Below are 17,427 nucleotides of genomic sequence, written 5' to 3'. Positions count from 1 at the left end.
GGGCGATTCGCTTGGGTTTTGCGGTGGAAAAGCCTATATATGACAGATGACTGACCAACCCGAAAAGACGCCGCAAAAGGGCGATTATGGTGCGGACTCGATCAAGGTCCTCAAGGGCCTCGATGCGGTGCGCAAGCGGCCCGGCATGTATATCGGCGACACCGATGACGGGTCGGGTCTCCATCACATGGTGTTCGAGGTCTCCGACAACGCGATCGACGAGGCGCTGGCCGGCCATTGCGACCGGATCCTGATCCAGCTCAACGCCGACGGTTCGGTGACGGTCGAGGACAATGGCCGCGGCATTCCGGTCGATATCCACAAGGAAGAGGGCGTATCGGCGGCCGAGGTCATCATGACCCAGCTCCATGCCGGCGGGAAGTTCGAAAACACGTCCGACGACAATGCCTACAAGGTCTCTGGCGGCCTGCACGGCGTCGGCGTTTCGGTCGTCAACGCGCTCAGCGATTGGCTCGAGCTGCGCATCTGGCGCGATGGCAAGGAATACTGGATGCGCTTCCGCAACGGCGAGGCGGAAGCGCCGCTCGAAGTGATGGGCGATGCCCCGGAAATCGACGGGAAGCAGCGCAAGGGCACGCAAGTCACCTTCATGCCGTCCGCCGAGACGTTCAAGATCACCGAATTCGATTTCGAGAAGCTCGAGCATCGCTACCGCGAGCTGGCCTTCCTCAATTCCGGTGTGCGGCTGTTCATCGCCGACGCCCGCCATGCCGACCGGGAGGAAGTCGAGCTGTATTACGAGGGCGGCACCTCGGCCTTCGTCCAGTATCTCGATCGCCACAAGGCGGCGATCATCGGCGATCCGATCGCGATTTCGGGCGAACGCGACGATATCGGCATCGATGTCGCGCTCGAATGGAATGACAGCTATCACGAAAACGTCCTGTGCTTCACCAACAACATCCCGCAGCGCGACGGCGGTACGCATCTCGCCGCCTTCCGTTCGGCGCTGACCCGCACGCTCAACAATTATGCCGAAAGCTCGGGCGCGCTGAAAAAGTCCAAGGTGAAGCTGACCGGCGATGACATGCGCGAAGGCCTGACCGCGATCGTCTCGGTCAAGCTGCCCGATCCGAAGTTCAGTTCGCAGACCAAGGACAAGCTGGTGTCCTCCGAAGTCCGCCAGCCGCTCGAAAGCCTGATCGCGGACAAGCTCGCCGAATGGCTCGAAGAGAACCCGCCCTATGCGGCTTCTGTAATCCAGAAGGTGATCGACGCCGCCGCGGCGCGCGAGGCGGCGAAGAAGGCGCGCGAGATGACGCGCAAGGGATCAATGGCCGTCGCCTCGCTCCCCGGCAAGCTCGCAGACTGCCAGGAACGCGATCCGGCGAAATCCGAACTCTTCCTGGTCGAGGGCGATTCGGCCGGCGGTTCGGCCAAGCAGGGCCGCGATCGCCATTACCAGGCGATCCTGCCGCTGAAGGGCAAGATCCTCAATGTCGAACGCGCGCGCTTCGATAGGATGCTCTCGTCCAAGGAGGTCGGCACGCTGATCCAGGCGATGGGCACCGGCATCGGCCGCGACGATTTCGATATCGAGAAGCTGCGCTATCACAAGATCGTGATCATGACCGACGCCGATGTCGACGGCGCGCATATCCGCACGCTCCTCTTGACCTTCTTCTACCGGCAGATGCCCGAGATCGTCGAGCGCGGGCATCTCTATATCGCCCAGCCGCCGCTCTACAAGGTCTCCAAGGGCCGCTCGGAAGTCTATCTGAAGGACGATGCGGCGCTCGACGCCTATCTGATCAATGCGGGCCTCGACACGATGCTGCTCGAAACCGGCGATGGCGCGACTCGGTCGGGCGAGGATTTGCGCATCCTGATCGATCATGCGCGGCGCATGCGCTCGCTGATGAACTATGTGCCCAAACGCTACGATCCGTCGATCGTCGAGGCCTTCGCGCTGATGGGCGCGCTCGACGAGGCGCTGAGCGAGGAGCAGCGGCTACAGGCGGTCGAACTGGTGGCTCAATGGCTGAGCGGGCACGATCCCGAAGCGCAATGGACCGGACAGATCAATGCCGATGGCAGTTTCGAACTGCACCGGCGCTGGCGCGGGGTGACCGATGTGCATCTGATCGATGCCGCATTCGTACGCTCGGCCGAAGCTCGCAAGCTTCAGCAGGTCGCCGCGGAGCAGGCCGAGAATTACGCGCTCGTCGGACATCTCGTCAGCATGAAGGCGGCCGAAGCCGCCGCCGACGATGAGGATGAGGCGCCGGCCAAGGGCCGCGCGCCGATCACGCGTCCGTCCGAACTGCTCGAGGCGATCCTCGCCGCAGGCCGCAAGGGCCTCGCCATTCAGCGCTACAAGGGATTGGGCGAGATGAACGCCGAGCAGTTGTGGGAAACCACGCTCGATCCCGACGTCCGCTCGCTGCTCCAGGTTCAGGTCGACCAGGCCGATATCGCCGACGAGATCTTCACCCAGCTGATGGGCGATGTCGTCGAGCCGCGCCGCGAGTTCATCCAGGACAATGCGCTGAACGTCGCCAATCTCGACGTCTGACCCGGCTGGCGGTGCACCACACGACCGTTCTCGCGATCGACACGCCGGGACAATCGCTCGTCGAATTCACGCCCGGGGTTGCGGATTGGGTCGGCGAAACCGGCGTCGGCCGTGGCCTGTGTACCCTGTTCTGTCGCCACACCTCGGCTTCGCTGCTGATCCAGGAGAATGCGGCGCCCGAGGTGCAGGACGATCTCATTGCCTATTTCGACCGGCTGGCGCCGGAAGGCGCGCATTACGCGCATAACAGCGAAGGGCCCGACGATATGCCCGCGCATCTCAAGGCCGCGCTGACCCAGACCCATCTCGCGATCCCGGTGATCGACGGACGGCTGGCGCTCGGGACCTGGCAGGGCATCTACCTGTTCGAACATCGCCGCCGCCCGCACCGGCGCGAGGTGGCGCTGCACCTGGCGGGCGAATAGTTTCCCTACTCTCGTCACCCCGGACTTGATCCGGGGTCCAGGGCGGCAGGCGAGATCGTTTATGGCCTTGGATGCCGGATCAAGTCCGGCATGACGGGTATTTCCAGCATCCCTTCACATGGTCGTTCACCACGCCGACGGCCTGCAGATAGGCGTAGATGATCGTCGTGCCGACAAAGCTCATCCCGCGCTGCTTGAGCGCCTTGGAGACCGTGTCGGAGAGCGGGGTCGAAACTGGGACGTCGGCGAAGCTTTGCGGGCGGTTGACGATGGGCGTGCCGTCGACATGGCCCCATAGCCAGGCGTCGAAGGTCCGGTATTCGTGCTGCATCTGGATGAAGATCCGGGCGTTCTTGCGCGCCGACCGGATTTTCAGCTTGTTGCGGACGATGCCCGCGTCCTCGCGCAGCGCCTCCAGTTCGGCATCGGTCATCGCCGCGACGCGCTCGACTTCGAAATCGTGAAAGGCGGCGCGATAGCCGTCGCGTTTGCGCAGCACGGTTTCCCAGCTCAGCCCGGCCTGCGCGCCTTCGAGGATCAGCATTTCGAACAGCATCCGGTCGTCATGGACCGGTACGCCCCATTCGGTATCGTGATACTCGCCGTAAAATTCCTTGCCCGGCTGGCCGCCGAAACAGCGGGCCTTGCCGTCGCTGCCGAGCGTGAGGCTCAATCGCCCTTCCCTAACCGAGCTTGCCGAACTTTTCCTCGAACGCCGCGATCTCGCCGCGTGCGAGGAACCCGGCCTGTTCGACCCAGCGGTCGCGTTCGATCCGGGCGCCGAGCCCGAGCTTGGAATCGATCATTGCGATATCGTCCGGCGTCCAGGAGGCGATCTGTTCGAAGCGGGCGACGCCGAAGCCCTTGAGCTTGGCCTCCGCCTTCGAGCCCAGCCCCTTGATCTGAGTCAGCGTGTCGCCGGCGCCGCCGCGCGCGGTGCTCGCGCCGCCGCCGCTGCCGTCGTGCGAGGGGCGGCCGACATCGCTGTCGCCGGGAAAATCGGGATTGGCCTCGACACCGGTAAACTCGCCGACCACATCCTCGACCGCGGCGGCCAGGCTGTCGGACACGCCGTGATGCTGGTCTTCCGCGGTTTCGGCGGGCCTGTCCTTCGAACCCCAAGTCCTCAACAGCACGATCACGACGATAAGGGCGATGATCGCCAGGAAAATGATGAGCAGGGTATCAGACATGGGGTCTCCGAATCACTGGGTTCGGGGCAGGCCTATGCCGGGGGTGGACGGCCCATGCAAGGCTGCACGGACCGTCCTGTCGGAGCCGGAGCCGCAAACGCTAGCGCTTGCTGCCCTCGCCGCTCCCGCCGGGCGCGCTGCGCGCCTCGGCAAGCTCGGTCAGCGTGACGAATTCGCCGCGCCAATAATCGCCGGTCCGGCCGCTCGCCCGGGCAAGGCGACGGATATCGGAAAAGTCGAAATCGCCGAGATAGGTGTCGCCGCGCAGCCTTTGGCCGAAGGCGGCGACCGCGGTGACGAACGCCATGTCGCCGCGCGGCGCGCGGGCGTTGACCATCGCGCTGCGCCCGATCGCCTGTTCGATCAGCCGCGATTCGTCCTCGCCGGGCAGCTTGTAGCGCAGGCGCAGATGGGCGAACTCGGCGCCCTCGCCGCCGCGCGCTTCCGCCCGGTTGGCCGCATAGCGGCGTTCGGGCAGCCAGCCGCGCGATCCCGTCGGCACGATCTCGTAGAGCGCGGTGACCTGGTGCCCGGCGCCGATCTCGCCGGCATCGACCGTGTCATTGTCGAAATCCTCCTCGGCAAGCAGGCGGTTCTCATAGCCGATCAGCCGGTATTCGCGGACATGTAGCGGATTGAACTCGATCTGGATCTTCACGTCTGCGGCGATGGTGAACAGCGTCGAGGAGAGTTCCTGGACGAGCGCGCGATGCGCTTCCATCGCGCTGTCGATATAGGCGTAATTGCCGTTCCCGTGATTGGCGATCTGCTCCATCATCGCTTCGTTGTAATTGCCGGTGCCATAGCCGAGCGTCGTCAGCGAGATGCCGGCCTCGCGTTCGCGCTCGACCATCTCGATCAGTCGGTCGCGATTGGTCGTCCCGACGTTGAAATCGCCGTCGGTGGCGAGGATGATGCGGTTGATCCCGTCTTCGATCAGGTTGGCGCGCGCCGCGCTATAGGCAAGGCTGATGCCCGCCGCACCGGCCGTCGAGCCGCCCGAGCGCAGCCGCCCGAGCGCCGCGATGATCTCTTCGCGATCGTTCGATCCGGTCAGCACCGTCTTGGTCGATCCGGCATAGGTGACGATCGAAACCCGGTCGCGCGGATTGAGCTGGTCGGCCATCATCGCCATCGAACATTGAACGAGCGGCAGCTTGTCGCGGCTGTGCATCGATCCCGATACGTCGACGAGGAAGACGAGATTGGCGGCGGGCCGTTCGCTGCGGTCGATATCGTAGCCGCGCAGGCCGATCCTGAGCAGCCGCGTATTCTCGTTCCAGGGCGTTGTCGCCATGTCGGTCGTGATCGAGAAGGGGCGTGTCCGGTCGCGCGGCCGGTCGTAATCGTAGCGGAAATAGTTGAGCATTTCCTCGGTGCGCACTGCGGCGCGCGGCGGCACCCGGCCCTGGTTCAGGAAGCGCCGGACATTGGCGTAGCTGCCCGTGTCGACATCCACGGCGAAGGTCGAGACCGGCTCCTCGGCGACCGCCATGATGCTGGCGACGGCCTCGCCGTCATAGCGTTCGCGGTTCTGCGGCTGCGGGCGCGGATAGGGCACCGACGGTGACACGCGCGAAACACCCGTTCGCCTGGATCCGGTAACCACCACGGCCTGATCCGCAGCCGATTCTGCGGCAGCGCGTGGTGCCGGGGGTGGAGCAGGAGGAGGGAGCGGAGCCACACCGACGGGCGCGCTTTGGACGCCGGAGGTCCGGTAGCGCCGCCGCTCGAAATCATCGTCTTCTCCAACAAGGAAAGGCGCGCAGATCTCGTCGGCCGTGGCCGGCGTCATCGGCCGCTGCGTCGCCTGGCCGGGTTGGATGGAATAGACGAGTCCGGTGAGGACGAGCGCCGCCATGGGCGCGAAAGCAATGAACCGCATCTGGATCTCTCCCCTCAGTAGACGACCCGATGTAACAGTATCACATCGACGCCTGAACCGCTGCTTAATGCATTATCTCAGATGGTGGGACAGGCTAGAGCGGCCCGTTCATCTTGCCGAATTCCCGCTCGAAAGCGGCAATATTGCGGGCCGCGAGCAACCGCGCCTGATCGACCCAGCGGTCGCGCTCGATCCGGCCCTTGAAGCTGCCGAGATGCGAATCGACCTCCACGATCTGCTCCGCGTTCCAGTCGGCAATCTGCGTGAAGTGATAGACGCCGAGCGCGTGCAGCATGTCGTTGAGTTTGGGCCCGACGCCCTTGATCAAGGTGAGGTTGTCGGGCTCGCCATCGGGCGCCTCCATGAAGGGCGACGGCATCGGCGCGGGTTCGGGTGCGGGCTCCGTTTCGGGTTCCGGCGGTTCTTCGGCCACGGGTTCGGACATGGGAGGAGGTGCCGGTTCGGAAACCGCGATCGGCTCCTCCGCCGGTTCGGCTTCCGGTTCTGGCTCCAACTCCGGCGGGGCGGGCGGAATGATCGGCGCGCTGGCCGGCGCATAGACGGCGTCCTCTTCCGCCAATCGGGCATCCGATGGTCGGCGCCAGATCCATCCGCCGATGACCAGGCCGAGCAAGCCGGAAAGCAGCAGCGGAAGCCAGAGAGTGGCGATCAGATAGGTCATCGGCCTCTCCTATCCCGCGTCCCGGCCCCAGATCAGCCAGGCAATAGCCAGCCCGATCAGGAAGACCGCCAGATTGAGCAGCAGCACTTCTATCCAGAGCGCGAACATCAGCCCGCCCCCCCGTCGACGACGCTAACCGAGAACTCGATCCGCCGGTTGGCCGGATCGGCGGGGTCGCCGCCGAGCGGTTCACTCGCGCCCTTGCCGATGGTCGTCAGCATGTCCGCGGGGACACCGCGTTCGACCAGGGCATCGCGCACCGTCGTCGCCCGGAAGGCGGACATTTCCATGTTCACATTGGTCCGGCCGCTGCCGCTGCTGTGCCCGGCGATTTCGATCCGGATGCCGCTGCAGTCGCGTGCCGCCTCGGCGAGCCGGTCGAGCATGCGCTGCGACGGGGGATTGATATAGGGCGATCCGCTGCGGAACTGGATGCGATGGCTGGCGATCACCGCGTTCAATTCCGCGCGACACGCTTCGGCGGCGCTCGCCTCGGCCGTCTCCGCCGCGTCGATTTCGGCAGCATCCGGCTGCGTCCATGTCGCGTCGGCGACGCCAGGTAGCGCGGCGACCGTTTCCCGGATCTCGGCGCGTTCGCTGTTGGGCAGCGCGCCCTCGAGTTCGATCGTCCGGCGAACCGGATTGCGGGACACGGCTATCCGGACGGTGTCGCCCCCCCGGGCAGCCAACGCTTCGGCAGCGCGATTCTCCAGTTCATCGGCGATCGCCTCGGCCTGGCCGAAAGGCTCGAGCCACAGCCAGGTCAACAGGCCCACGGCCAGCAACCCGATGAGCAATTTGGCTTGTGCCGGCATTCGCTGCTCCGCATCCCCCTTGTTACGGGATTGTGTCGGCCCTGGGTGGCTTTTGCAAATTGTTAACTACGTTCGAGTTCGCGCCAACCGATATCGCTTCGATAGAAGCCGTCCGCGAAATCGATCTTGTCCAGCGCCGCATAGGCGGTGTCGCGGGCTTTCCGAAGGGTGCCGCCTCTCGCGGTGACATTCAGCACGCGGCCGCCGCTCGCCAACAGCGCCCCGTCCTGTTCCTCGGTGCCGGCCTGGAAGATTTTTGCTCCGTCGGCCTGGGCGGCCTCGATCCCATCGATCCGGCAGCCTTTTTCCGGTGTGCCGGGATATCCCTTGGCGGCCATGACCACCGTGATGACGCTGTCGTCCGCAAAACGCGGCGGCGGCACCTCCGACAACCGGCCGTCGGCGATCGCGGCCATCAGCGCGAGCAGATCGTCCTCGAGCCGCATCATCAGCACCTGACATTCGGGATCGCCGAACCGGACATTATATTCGATCAGCTGCGGGCCCGCTTCGGTCAGCATCAGTCCGGCGAACAGGATGCCGCTATAGGGCGTGCCGCGCCGGGCCAGGGTTTCCACCGTGGGTTTGACAATTTCGCGCATCACCCGATCGACCATCGCTTCATCGAGAATAGGCGCGGGGCTGTAGGCGCCCATGCCGCCGGTATTGAGCCCGGTATCGCCTTCGCCGACCCGCTTGTGGTCCTGTGCCGTACCGAACGGCACGACCGTTTCGCCGTCGACCAGCGCGAAGAAGCTTGCCTCCTCGCCGCTCAGAAACTCCTCGATGACGATTTCCGCTCCGGCCTTGCCGAAATCCCCGTCGAACATGCCTGCGATGGCCGCTTCGGCGTCTTGCCGCGTCTCGGCGATTACCACCCCCTTGCCGGCAGCGAGGCCGTCGGCCTTGATGACGACCGGCAGGCCGAATTCCTTCAGCGCCGGAAGCGCGGCCTCGGCCGATGTGAAGCGCGCATAACGGGCGGTCGGGATGCCGGCTTCGGCGCACAGATCCTTGGTGAAGCCCTTCGACCCCTCAAGCTGCGCGGCGTCCTTGTCCGGCCCGAAAACCGCGAAACCCATCGTCCGCAGATTGTCCGCCAACCCGTCGACTAGCGGCGCTTCGGGGCCGATCACGACCAGTTCGATCGAATTTTTGAGGCAGAAGTCGATCGTCCCGCGATGATCGCCGTCCTTGATCTCGACGATCTCGGCATGCTCGGCTATTCCCGGATTGCCGGGCGAGGCAAACAGCTTTGTCAGTCTGGGCGATTGCGCAATCCTCCAGGCCAGCGCATGTTCGCGGCCACCCGACCCAAGCAACAGGACATTCATGCAGTCTTCCTCTTCAGAACATGGCCGCAACGAGTCCGGCGCTGCGCTCCTAGCGGAGACTGCGACGGGCGACAATGCACCGCCGCTGTCGGTTTCCGAAATATCGCAGGCGCTTAAACGGGCGGTGGAACAGCGCTTTGGCCATGTCCGGGTAAGGGGCGAAATATCGGGCTTCAAGCGCGCCGCTTCCGGCCATTGCTATATGGGGCTGAAGGACGAGTCCGCGGTAATCGACGGCGTGATCTGGAAGGGGCAGGCGGCCCGTCTCGCCTTCGTGCCGGAGGACGGGGTCGAGGTGATCGCCACTGGCAAGCTCACCACCTATCCGGGCCGCTCCAAATATCAGATCGTGATCGAGCGGCTCGAGGTCGCCGGCGAGGGCGCGCTGATGCAGCTGCTCGAACAGCGGCGCAAGGCGCTGGCGGCCGAAGGCCTGTTCGCCGATGAGCGGAAGCAACGCCTGCCGTTTCTCCCCCGCGTCATCGGCGTGGTCACCTCGCCGACGGGCGCCGTCATCCGCGATATTCTCCATCGGCTGGCCGATCGCATGCCGAGCCATGTGGTCCTCTGGCCCGTGATCGTGCAGGGCGAAGGTGCCGCCGAGCAGGTTGCGCGAGCCGTGACCGGCTTCAACGCGATGGCGGAGGGCGATGTCGTGCCGCGACCCGATCTGCTGATCGTCGCGCGCGGCGGCGGTTCGATCGAGGATCTCTGGGCCTTCAACGAGGAGGTCGTTGTGCGGGCGATCGCCGATAGCGCTATTCCCGTGATTTCCGCAGTCGGCCATGAAACCGATACCACCCTGGCGGATTTCGCAGCGGACCGGCGAGCGCCGACGCCGACGGCCGCCGCCGAGATCGCGGTTCCGGTTCGCGCCGAACTGCTCGCGATGCTGGCCCAGGCGTCGCTCAGGGCGTCGACCGCGATACGCCGCCATGTCGACCGGCTCGCCGAGCGCGCGGCCAATGTCGTGCGGCTGCTGCCGAAACGCGAGAGCCTGTTCACGGTTCAGGCGCAGCGGGTCGACGAGCTGGCCGAACGGTTGCCGCGGGTGCTGGGGACGCGGCTCGAACTCGCCCAGGCTTTTCTCGCGCGGCGAGCGGATCGTCTCCGGCCCAATCTGGTGCGTGCACGCATTGCCGATGGGGAAACCCGGCTGGAAGGGCTGTCGCGCCTTCTCGATCAATTGCATCCCGAACGGCCGCTCGAACGCGGCTATGCGAAGGTAACCGCGCGCGACGGCGCAACGCTGGTCAATGCGACCGGCGTCCGGAAGGCCAAGGCCGTGACCCTGCATTTCTCGGACGGCGCCGTCGATGCACGGGTTGAGGAAGCGGGCAAGGCGCCATATTCTAAGCCGCGTAAATCGGCGAGCAAACCCGGACAACCGGGCCTGTTCGACTAGAGGAGTACCGACAATGTTGACCTCGCGCGGCGGACGACCGGCCAAACTCCATTATATGGCCAATAATTTCCGCATGCTCTCGCCCGGCGATCATGTGCTGTGTGCGGTTACCGGCCAGGCGATTCCGCTTGACGATCTGCGCTACTGGAGCGTCGAGAGGCAGGAGCCCTACGCCACTGCGGAAATATCGGTGAAAGCGGCGGAGACGGCCGAGTGAGGCCGGCGATAACGGGCCCCGCCCTTCTGTTCGCCGGCATGGCGGTCGCCTGTTCCAGCGGCGAGGCGTCGCCGGCGGGCGCGGCCGGGCGGGACTCCGAAACGCGCACGATGTCCGTTGCGTCGAACGGAGGGGACGCCGTGCGCGAAAGCTTCTCGTTCGATGGCGTTTTCCGGCAGGGCGGTGTCGTGCGCGGCCGCGTGCCGGCCGGAACCGCCCGCGTGACGTTGGACGGTACTGATATTCCGATGACGCCCGATGGCGAATTCCTGATCGCGTTCGGGCGGGACCATGGGGCCTCGGCAACGCTGACCGCATATCTCGGAAACGGGCAACAACGGACGGAGCAGCTTGCGATCGCCGCGACGGAGTGGCGGATCGAACATGTGAATGCGTCGCGGCGCGGGGGACGATCCTCGGCGGAATTCCAGCGTCGCCGGGCGCCGGAGATCGCCCGCATCGTCGCGGCGCGCGAGATCCGCTCCGACAGCGATGGCTGGCGGCAGGATTTTCTCTGGCCGGTTACCGGCCGGATCAGCGGCGTATTCGGTTCGCAGCGCGTCTATCGCGGCGAACCGGGTTCCTATCATTCGGGCGTCGATGTGGCGCGGCCGGCCGGCACGCCGATCGTGTCGCCGGCGGACGGCGTGGTCGTGCTGGCGACCGAGACGCCGTTCACGCTCGAAGGCTATTTGCTGATTATCGATCACGGCATGGGCCTCAACAGCGCGTTTCTCCATCTGTCGCGGATCGAGGTTGCGGAGGGCGATACGGTCGAGCGCGGCCAGCGGATCGCCGCAATCGGGTCCAGCGGCCGCGCGACGGGGGCGCATCTCCATTGGGGCATGAAGTGGGGAAGCGAGCGAATCGATCCCCGTTTCCTGGCTGGTCCGATGCCTGTCGGCGGCGCGGGCGGCGGCCAATAGCCTAAATATTTCCTGAATTTTCGGCGGTTGCTAGGGGCAACTGGGCGGCCGTTTACCGCGAACCGTAAGGCCGGAAACCCAAACTGTTGCATTTTGGCGACATATTCGCGCGAACCCGTTCTGGAAGCTGAACCTATGCTTTACAGGTCGCCAATCTCCATGCAGTGACGCTCCAAGCCTATGGATGAGCTGCGTGCGTCGCATGCTCTGACCAATCCAGAAGGGCGAGAATTTAGGCCGCGATTGTGCGGTATCTACCTCCAGAATAAGGGGCTGGAAACGTGACCAAGACTTCCAAATTTACACAACTGAAGACGGGTGCCGCACCTGTCGTGCTCGGCATCGCAATGATGTCGACGCCTGCCTTCGCGCAGGACAGCGACGAGCTGGCGGCCGCCAGCACGGCGAATCAGCCGTCGATCGTCGTTACTGGTACGCGCATTACGAACCCGAACCTCGAACAGTCGAGCCCGATCCAGGTGGTCGGCCAGGACGAGATCGACTATCGCCAGGCGACCAACGCCGAAGAGCTGATAGGTGAACTTCCGGGTATCGCCGCCGGCACGAACAACAGCGTGAACAACGGTTCGAACGGTACGTCGACGTTGAACCTTCGCAACCTGAGCTCGACGCGCAGCCTCGTCCTTCTGGACGGCACGCGCCTCGTGCCCTCGACGATCCTGTCGCAGACCGACTTGAACATCATTCCGATCGCGCTGGTCGAGCGGGTTGAAATCATTACCGGTGGCGCTTCGTCGGTCTATGGTGCCGACGCCATCTCGGGTGTTGCAAACTTCGTTCTGCGCCGTGACTTCGAAGGCGTTGAAGCGGCGATGACCTTCGGCATCACCGAGCGTGGTGACGGCGAGCGTATCCGGGGTGATGTAACCTTGGGCGCGAACTTTGATGATGGCCGCGGCAACGCCGTGCTCTCGATCGGTTACCAGGAAACCGACGACGTGCTTCAGGCCAGCCGTCTGATTTCGCAGGGCGCCAAGTTTGGCGGCGTTGTCTTCGGTTCGGGTACGGCTGTTCCGACGACGTTCAACAGCACGTTGCGCGTCTCGCCGGATGGCCAGGACTTCATCGCGCCGAACAGCACGTTCAACTATGCGCCGTTCAACTATTTCCAGACGCCGCTCGAACGCTACAACATCTTCGGCTCGGCCCGCTATGAAGTGACGCCAGGCATTGAAGTCTACACGCGCGGCATGTTCACCAACTCGACCGTGAGCCTGCAGCTCGCTCCGTCCGGCCTGTTCGGCGATCCGTTCATCTTCCCGCTGAACAACCCGTTCCTGACGGAAACGCAGCGCCAGCAGCTCTGTGCCAGCTATGCGACGCCGATCGATCCGGCGACCTGTACCGCGGCAGGGCAGGCCACTGGCCCGGGCGATCCCAACTATATCGCACAGCCGACGATCATAAACCGTCGTCTCGTCGAGCAGGGTCCGCGTCAGACCGACCTCGTCACCAACCAGTTCCAGCTCTGGGCCGGGGTGCGCGGCGATCTGAGCCCGACGATCAGCTATGACGTCTACGCGACCTATGGCGAATCGCAGCGGACGACGACTCGTCGGAACTGGGGTCTGAAGTCGCGCGTCGAGCAGGCGCTCAACGCGACCAGCACGACGACCTGTTTCGATGCATCGAACGGCTGTTTCCCGATCAACCTGCTGGGTGGCGGCGTCGGTACCAATATCGACCCGCAGGCGGTTACCTTTATCAACCAGCCGTCGGGCTTCACCGACTCGACTTCGCTGTCGGTGGTCAACGCCTCGCTCAACGGTACGTTCGGCGAGACGGGCTTCTTCACCGAGACCCCGATCGGCTTCGCCGTCGGTGTCGAATATCGCGAATATACGGCCAGCCGCGTCGCCGACGTTTCTGCGGGTACGCAGGACGAGGTGCTCGGCACCGGTGCTCCGGCGCCGACCTTCAACGGTCAGTATGACGTGATCGAAGGCTTTGCCGAGCTCATCGTGCCGATCCTCGAAGACGTTCCGGGCTTCTACAGCCTCCAGGCCGAAGGCGGCATCCGTGTGTCGGATTATTCTAACACCGGCACGAACGTCACCTGGAAAGCCGGTGGTAGCTGGGAACCGTTCGAGGGCTTCCGCTTCCGCGGCATCTACTCGGTCTCGGTCCGGTCGCCGAATATCGGCGAGCTGTTCGCACCGGTCACCACCGGCCTGACGCCGTTGCCGACCGATCCGTGCCAGACCACTCGCGATCCTGTCACCAATGCTGTGGTCCATGCCGGACCGTTGAATGATCCCAACTTGGCGCAGATTTGCGTCGCTCAGGGTGCGCCGGCTGGTGTCATCGGCACCATTCTGCAGCCGTCCGCCGCGCAGATCAATGCGACTTCGGGCGGTAATGTCGATCTCGATGTCGAGGAAGCCGAATCGATCACGATCGGCCTTGTGGCGACGCCGCCGCAGGTTCCGGGCCTGGTCGTGTCGATCGACTATTTCGATATCAAGGTGACGGGCGCCATCACGACGCCGAACCCCGGCGACATTCTGACGCCGTGCTACGGCGCAGATGCAGGCGGCGGTAACTATCCGAACGCTGATCCTAATTCACCGGCCTGCGCCAATATCGGTCGTAACCCGATCAACGGTACGTTGAACGGTGGTGGTGAGACGCTGGGTCTGATCCTGCAGCTTTCCAATCTCGGCGAACTCGAGACGAGCGGTATTGACTTCCGGGTCAACTACACGCTGCCGGTCAGCTTCGGCGCCATCAACTGGGACCTCAACGGTACCTGGACGGACTCGCTGACCTTCAATGCGAACCCGGCCAATCCGCAGAATATCACGCGTGAGTGCGTCGGCTTGTTCAGTGGTAACTGTGAGCCGATCACGCCGGAATGGGCGTTCAACCTGCGTACGACGGTGAGCGTCGACGATCTCGTCGACGTATCGTTGCTGTGGCGCTGGATCGATGGCGTTACGTATGAGTTCTTCGATCCGACGGGTGCCAACGGCTTCCTGCTCGAATCGCAGGCTTTCGACGATGCCTCCTATTTCGACCTGTCGGTTCGTTCGAATGTCAGCGAGAATTTCGACGTCACCCTGTCGGTATTCAACCTGCTCGACCGCGATCCGCCGGAAACCAGCTCGTTCATCGGTTCGAGCGTGTACAACTCGGGTAACACCTATCCGACCACGTACGACACGCTGGGCCGGAGCTACTCGGTCACCGGTCGCCTTCGCTTCTAGGCGAAAGCGGAACCAGACAATTGGGGCGGCAGGGGAAACCTTGCCGCCCTTTTTGTATGTAGATTGCCGGGCTTGCATCGTAACTGCCGATCACCGAATTGGGAGTGAAAGGGAACGCGAACGGGCGGAGTGACAAGGCGATGGCAGCCAATAACAGCCAAACAACGGAAGTACTGGACCCCAAACAACTGATTTCCGCAGCGATGCGCGATCGTGATGCCGGACGGGCAGCGGAAGCGATACCCCGTGTCAAAGCGGCACTGGAGCATTATCCGGACCATCTCCGCCTGTGGCACGTCCTGGGCCTTCTATACCGCGCGGAGGAGGATTCGGCGGCTGCGGTTAAGGCGTTTACCCGAGCCGCCGAGATCGCCCCTACCGACCCGAAAGTAACACACGCCTTGGCGCGGGTGACGATGGAGGCCGGCTTACCGGCCGTCGAGCTGTTCGATATCGCCCGCCAATATTCACCCGGAGATGGCAGTTTGCTGATGGGTCGGGCCGCTGCTCAATCGGCCGATGGAGACAGCGAAAATGCGATTGCCGATGTCGAGGAGGTTTTGCGGCAAAGCCCCGGATGGCTCGACGGCCAAGACCTACTCGCCAATCTGCGCTGGATGAATGGAGAACGGGATCGGTTCGTCGAGGGTTATGAACGCGCCCTTGCCGCCGAGCCGGCCAATTCCGGCCTGTGGTTCAAGATGATCAATTCGCTGACCCAGGTGGAGCGCTTTGCCGAGGCCGATGCGGCCGTCGCCCGCGCGCGCGCGCGCGGCAGCGATGTTCGCGCACTCGATGTTTGCGAGGCGATTTGCGCGTCGGAGCTCGGCGACAACAGGCGGGCCGACGCGCTCTTCGATCGGATCGCGCCCCATGTCGAGATGCCGCTTGCCGTCCGGTATATGCGGCACATGCTGCGGACCGGCAGGCCGGATGCCGCCGCCCGATGCGGTGAGGAGCGTACGAACGACGCCGACGCCAACGAAATGTGGCCCTATCTGGCTGTTGCATGGCGACTGCTCGAAGATGACCGGTGGAATTGGCTGGAACGCGACGACCGGCTCATCCGGACCTACAATATCGGGAATCGGATCGACTTGGCGGCCCTGGCCGACCATCTGCGTACACTTCACGTTTTGAAGGCCGACATGGCGGGCCAGTCGGTGCGCGGCGGAACGCAAACCGACGGCCCCCTGTTTGCGCGAGCCGACGCCGAAATTCGCGCTTTGCGGGCCGCGATCGTAGATACGGTTGCCGAGCATATGCACACCCTTGCGCCGCTTGACGCCGACCATCCCGTGCTGCGCCAGAAACCGGGGCCCGTCCGGTTCGGCGGGTCCTGGTCGGTCCGGCTGACCGGTTCCGGCCGGCACACCAACCATATCCACCCGAAGGGCTGGTACAGTTCGGCGCTCTATGTCAGCCTGCCGCCCCAGGCCCAGCTCGGCGAACCGCCGGCAGGCTGGTTGGCGTTCGGGATACCGCCCGCCGAATTGGGCCTCGATCTACCCGCCTTCAAGATGATCGAGCCGAAGGTCGGGCACCTTGCGCTGTTCCCGTCGATCATGTGGCATGGCACGGTTCCGTTCGAGGAAGGCGAACGATTGACCGTCGCCTTCGACGTCCAGGCGCCGCCTAGCCGATAATCCGGCTTTTCGGATTCATCTCTACGTCAAGGCCCTTCGCCACGGTTTCGACCCAGACCGCTACCTTCTCTATCTCGTCGGCATGGGCATTCTCTCCGGAGGCGCGGTCGTCGCTCCGGCTGTTGGCGTCAAACTGTTCGCCGAACTTGGAATGGGTTTTGAAGACCGGGCCTGCGGCGATTTCCTCCGCTTGCTTCTGATCGAGATCAAGGCCGAACAGCTGGCCGATTCGTTCGAGGGCCTTTGCCGGGTGGGCGATGAACGTTTCGCTATCGAGCGATCGTATTTGTGTCTCGCCGAACTCCTTCGACAATTGGGTGAAGCGCATATTCTGGATCAGCCAGGCCAGACCGGCGATCTGGAGATCCGTCTGGCCGAACAGCTGCTTTTCGGTAAATCCGAGTTCCATCCGGTTGGCGTCCTGCAACCCCATGAACAATTCCCGGCCCCATAGCCGGCCGGTGATTCCCTTTCGCGCGATCGAGTTCAAGAACACGCGGACGGGGGCGTAGAGGAAAATCGCGCGGCTGCCGGGGCGGATCGCTAACATGTCCCGGGCATGCCCGTTCACAATGCAGGACGGTTTCACCACGACCGCTTCGCCCGGTTCAAAGGGCCGGGCGAGGAGCGTCAATGCGTCATTGAGAACGGCGGCGTATTTGTCCCGCTGCGCGCCGCGCTGGGCATAGCCCACCAGATCCCGCAGCACGGTCGGTTCGCTCAGTCCGGTCGCAAGGCCGCGTTGGTTAAGCGCGCGCGTCAGCAGCGTCGAACAGCAGAAACCGGAATGGAAGATGAAGTGCAAAGGCGCCGGTTCCGGAAGCGCGGCGGCGATCTGGGCGCGCGACAGGATTGCGCGCTCAAGCGTATCCGGAAGATATTCGTCCGAGAGAAACGCTATGTCGGCATGGCTATCCCGCGGCAGATGAACGAAGTGGAAACCGTCGATCGTCTCGTCATATCGGTGCGCCAGCCACTCTGCGTCGGTTGGCGTGACGGCCTGTGCTTGGGTCATCGAATAACGTGTCCTGCTTGGGTTTCGAAAGGATGTTTCGCCCGACTCTAATGCGCTGATCGGGTTTTGACATCGTCGGACTTGTCGCGATCCCATCGTCCAGTTACAACATCCTCGTTTT

At 64.0% G+C, this 17,427-nt stretch carries 14 protein-coding genes; 7 read left to right on the top strand and 7 right to left on the bottom strand.

The features are described 5' to 3' along the window. The first annotated feature begins 46 nt into the window (after positions 1 to 46). Both gyrB and HFP57_RS11070 read left to right on the top strand, forming a co-directional pair. Positions 47 to 2,536, top strand: a complete 2,490-nt coding sequence (gene gyrB, locus HFP57_RS11075; RefSeq protein WP_176869820.1) for a DNA topoisomerase (ATP-hydrolyzing) subunit B — start codon at positions 47 to 49, stop codon at positions 2,534 to 2,536. An 11-nt stretch (positions 2,537 to 2,547) separates the two neighbouring features. Beyond that, positions 2,548 to 2,961 (top strand): secondary thiamine-phosphate synthase enzyme YjbQ, encoded by a 414-nt coding sequence (locus HFP57_RS11070; RefSeq protein ID WP_176869819.1) that lies wholly within the window; start codon positions 2,548 to 2,550, stop codon positions 2,959 to 2,961. 79 nt (positions 2,962 to 3,040) lie between these two features. Here the strand turns inward: HFP57_RS11070 and HFP57_RS11065 are convergent, their stop codons facing one another. The 6 genes from HFP57_RS11065 to purD all read right to left on the bottom strand — a co-directional run bounded on the left by HFP57_RS11065 (position 3,041) and on the right by purD (position 8,870). Continuing rightward, complete coding sequence (locus HFP57_RS11065) at positions 3,041 to 3,634, bottom strand: DNA-3-methyladenine glycosylase I (RefSeq protein WP_176869818.1); 594 nt, start codon at positions 3,632 to 3,634, stop codon at positions 3,041 to 3,043. A 10-nt stretch (positions 3,635 to 3,644) separates the two neighbouring features. After that, the gene (locus HFP57_RS11060; protein WP_176869817.1) at positions 3,645 to 4,154 is read right to left on the bottom strand and encodes a hypothetical protein; all 510 of its coding nucleotides are present in this window, start codon (positions 4,152 to 4,154) and stop codon (positions 3,645 to 3,647) included. A 100-nt stretch (positions 4,155 to 4,254) separates the two neighbouring features. Next, positions 4,255 to 6,039, bottom strand: coding sequence for a vWA domain-containing protein (locus HFP57_RS11055; RefSeq protein WP_246263110.1), 1,785 nt, complete (start codon positions 6,037 to 6,039; stop codon positions 4,255 to 4,257). Between the two features lie 94 nt (positions 6,040 to 6,133). Continuing rightward, complete coding sequence (locus tag HFP57_RS11050) at positions 6,134 to 6,721, bottom strand: hypothetical protein (RefSeq protein ID WP_176869816.1); 588 nt, start codon at positions 6,719 to 6,721, stop codon at positions 6,134 to 6,136. Between the two features lie 107 nt (positions 6,722 to 6,828). Further along, on the bottom strand, positions 6,829 to 7,536 hold the full coding sequence (locus tag HFP57_RS11045; protein ID WP_176869815.1) for an OmpA family protein: 708 nt from the start codon (positions 7,534 to 7,536) through the stop codon (positions 6,829 to 6,831). Between the two features lie 62 nt (positions 7,537 to 7,598). Then, positions 7,599 to 8,870 (bottom strand): phosphoribosylamine--glycine ligase, encoded by a 1,272-nt coding sequence (purD, locus tag HFP57_RS11040; RefSeq protein WP_176869814.1) that lies wholly within the window; start codon positions 8,868 to 8,870, stop codon positions 7,599 to 7,601. On the opposite strand from purD, the gene xseA reads away from it, so the two are divergent. The 5 genes from xseA (at position 8,869) to HFP57_RS11015 (ending at position 16,291) form a co-directional block, all read left to right on the top strand. Then, complete coding sequence (xseA, locus tag HFP57_RS11035; RefSeq protein ID WP_176869813.1) at positions 8,869 to 10,275, top strand: exodeoxyribonuclease VII large subunit; 1,407 nt, start codon at positions 8,869 to 8,871, stop codon at positions 10,273 to 10,275. The genes purD and xseA overlap by 2 nt on opposite strands. A gap of 13 nt (positions 10,276 to 10,288) precedes the next feature. Next, entirely contained in the window at positions 10,289 to 10,492 is a 204-nt protein-coding gene (locus HFP57_RS11030; protein WP_176869812.1) for a DUF2093 domain-containing protein, read from the top strand. Then, positions 10,489 to 11,418, top strand: coding sequence for a M23 family metallopeptidase (locus HFP57_RS11025; protein WP_246263108.1), 930 nt, complete (start codon positions 10,489 to 10,491; stop codon positions 11,416 to 11,418). The genes HFP57_RS11030 and HFP57_RS11025 overlap by 4 nt, the downstream gene beginning before the upstream one ends. Positions 11,419 to 11,699: 281 nt before the next feature. Continuing rightward, positions 11,700 to 14,645 carry a TonB-dependent receptor domain-containing protein gene (locus HFP57_RS11020; protein WP_176869811.1) on the top strand — a complete coding sequence of 982 codons (2,946 nt, stop codon included), beginning with the start codon at positions 11,700 to 11,702 and terminating at the stop codon, positions 14,643 to 14,645. A 203-nt stretch (positions 14,646 to 14,848) separates the two neighbouring features. Then, the gene (locus HFP57_RS11015) at positions 14,849 to 16,291 is read left to right on the top strand and encodes a 2OG-Fe(II) oxygenase family protein (RefSeq protein ID WP_176869810.1); all 1,443 of its coding nucleotides are present in this window, start codon (positions 14,849 to 14,851) and stop codon (positions 16,289 to 16,291) included. Here HFP57_RS11015 and HFP57_RS11010 read toward each other — a convergent pair. Further along, complete coding sequence (locus tag HFP57_RS11010; protein WP_176869809.1) at positions 16,281 to 17,402, bottom strand: hypothetical protein; 1,122 nt, start codon at positions 17,400 to 17,402, stop codon at positions 16,281 to 16,283. The two genes, HFP57_RS11015 and HFP57_RS11010, sit on opposite strands and share 11 nt — an antisense overlap. Positions 17,403 to 17,427: the final 25 nt, after the last annotated feature.

Source organism: Parasphingopyxis algicola (assembly GCF_013378075.1).
GTDB classification, from domain to species: Bacteria; Pseudomonadota; Alphaproteobacteria; order Sphingomonadales; family Sphingomonadaceae; genus Parasphingopyxis; species Parasphingopyxis algicola.
The sequence above is the reverse complement of the archived record's forward strand: the minus strand, read 5'-3'. Positions and strand labels throughout refer to the sequence as shown.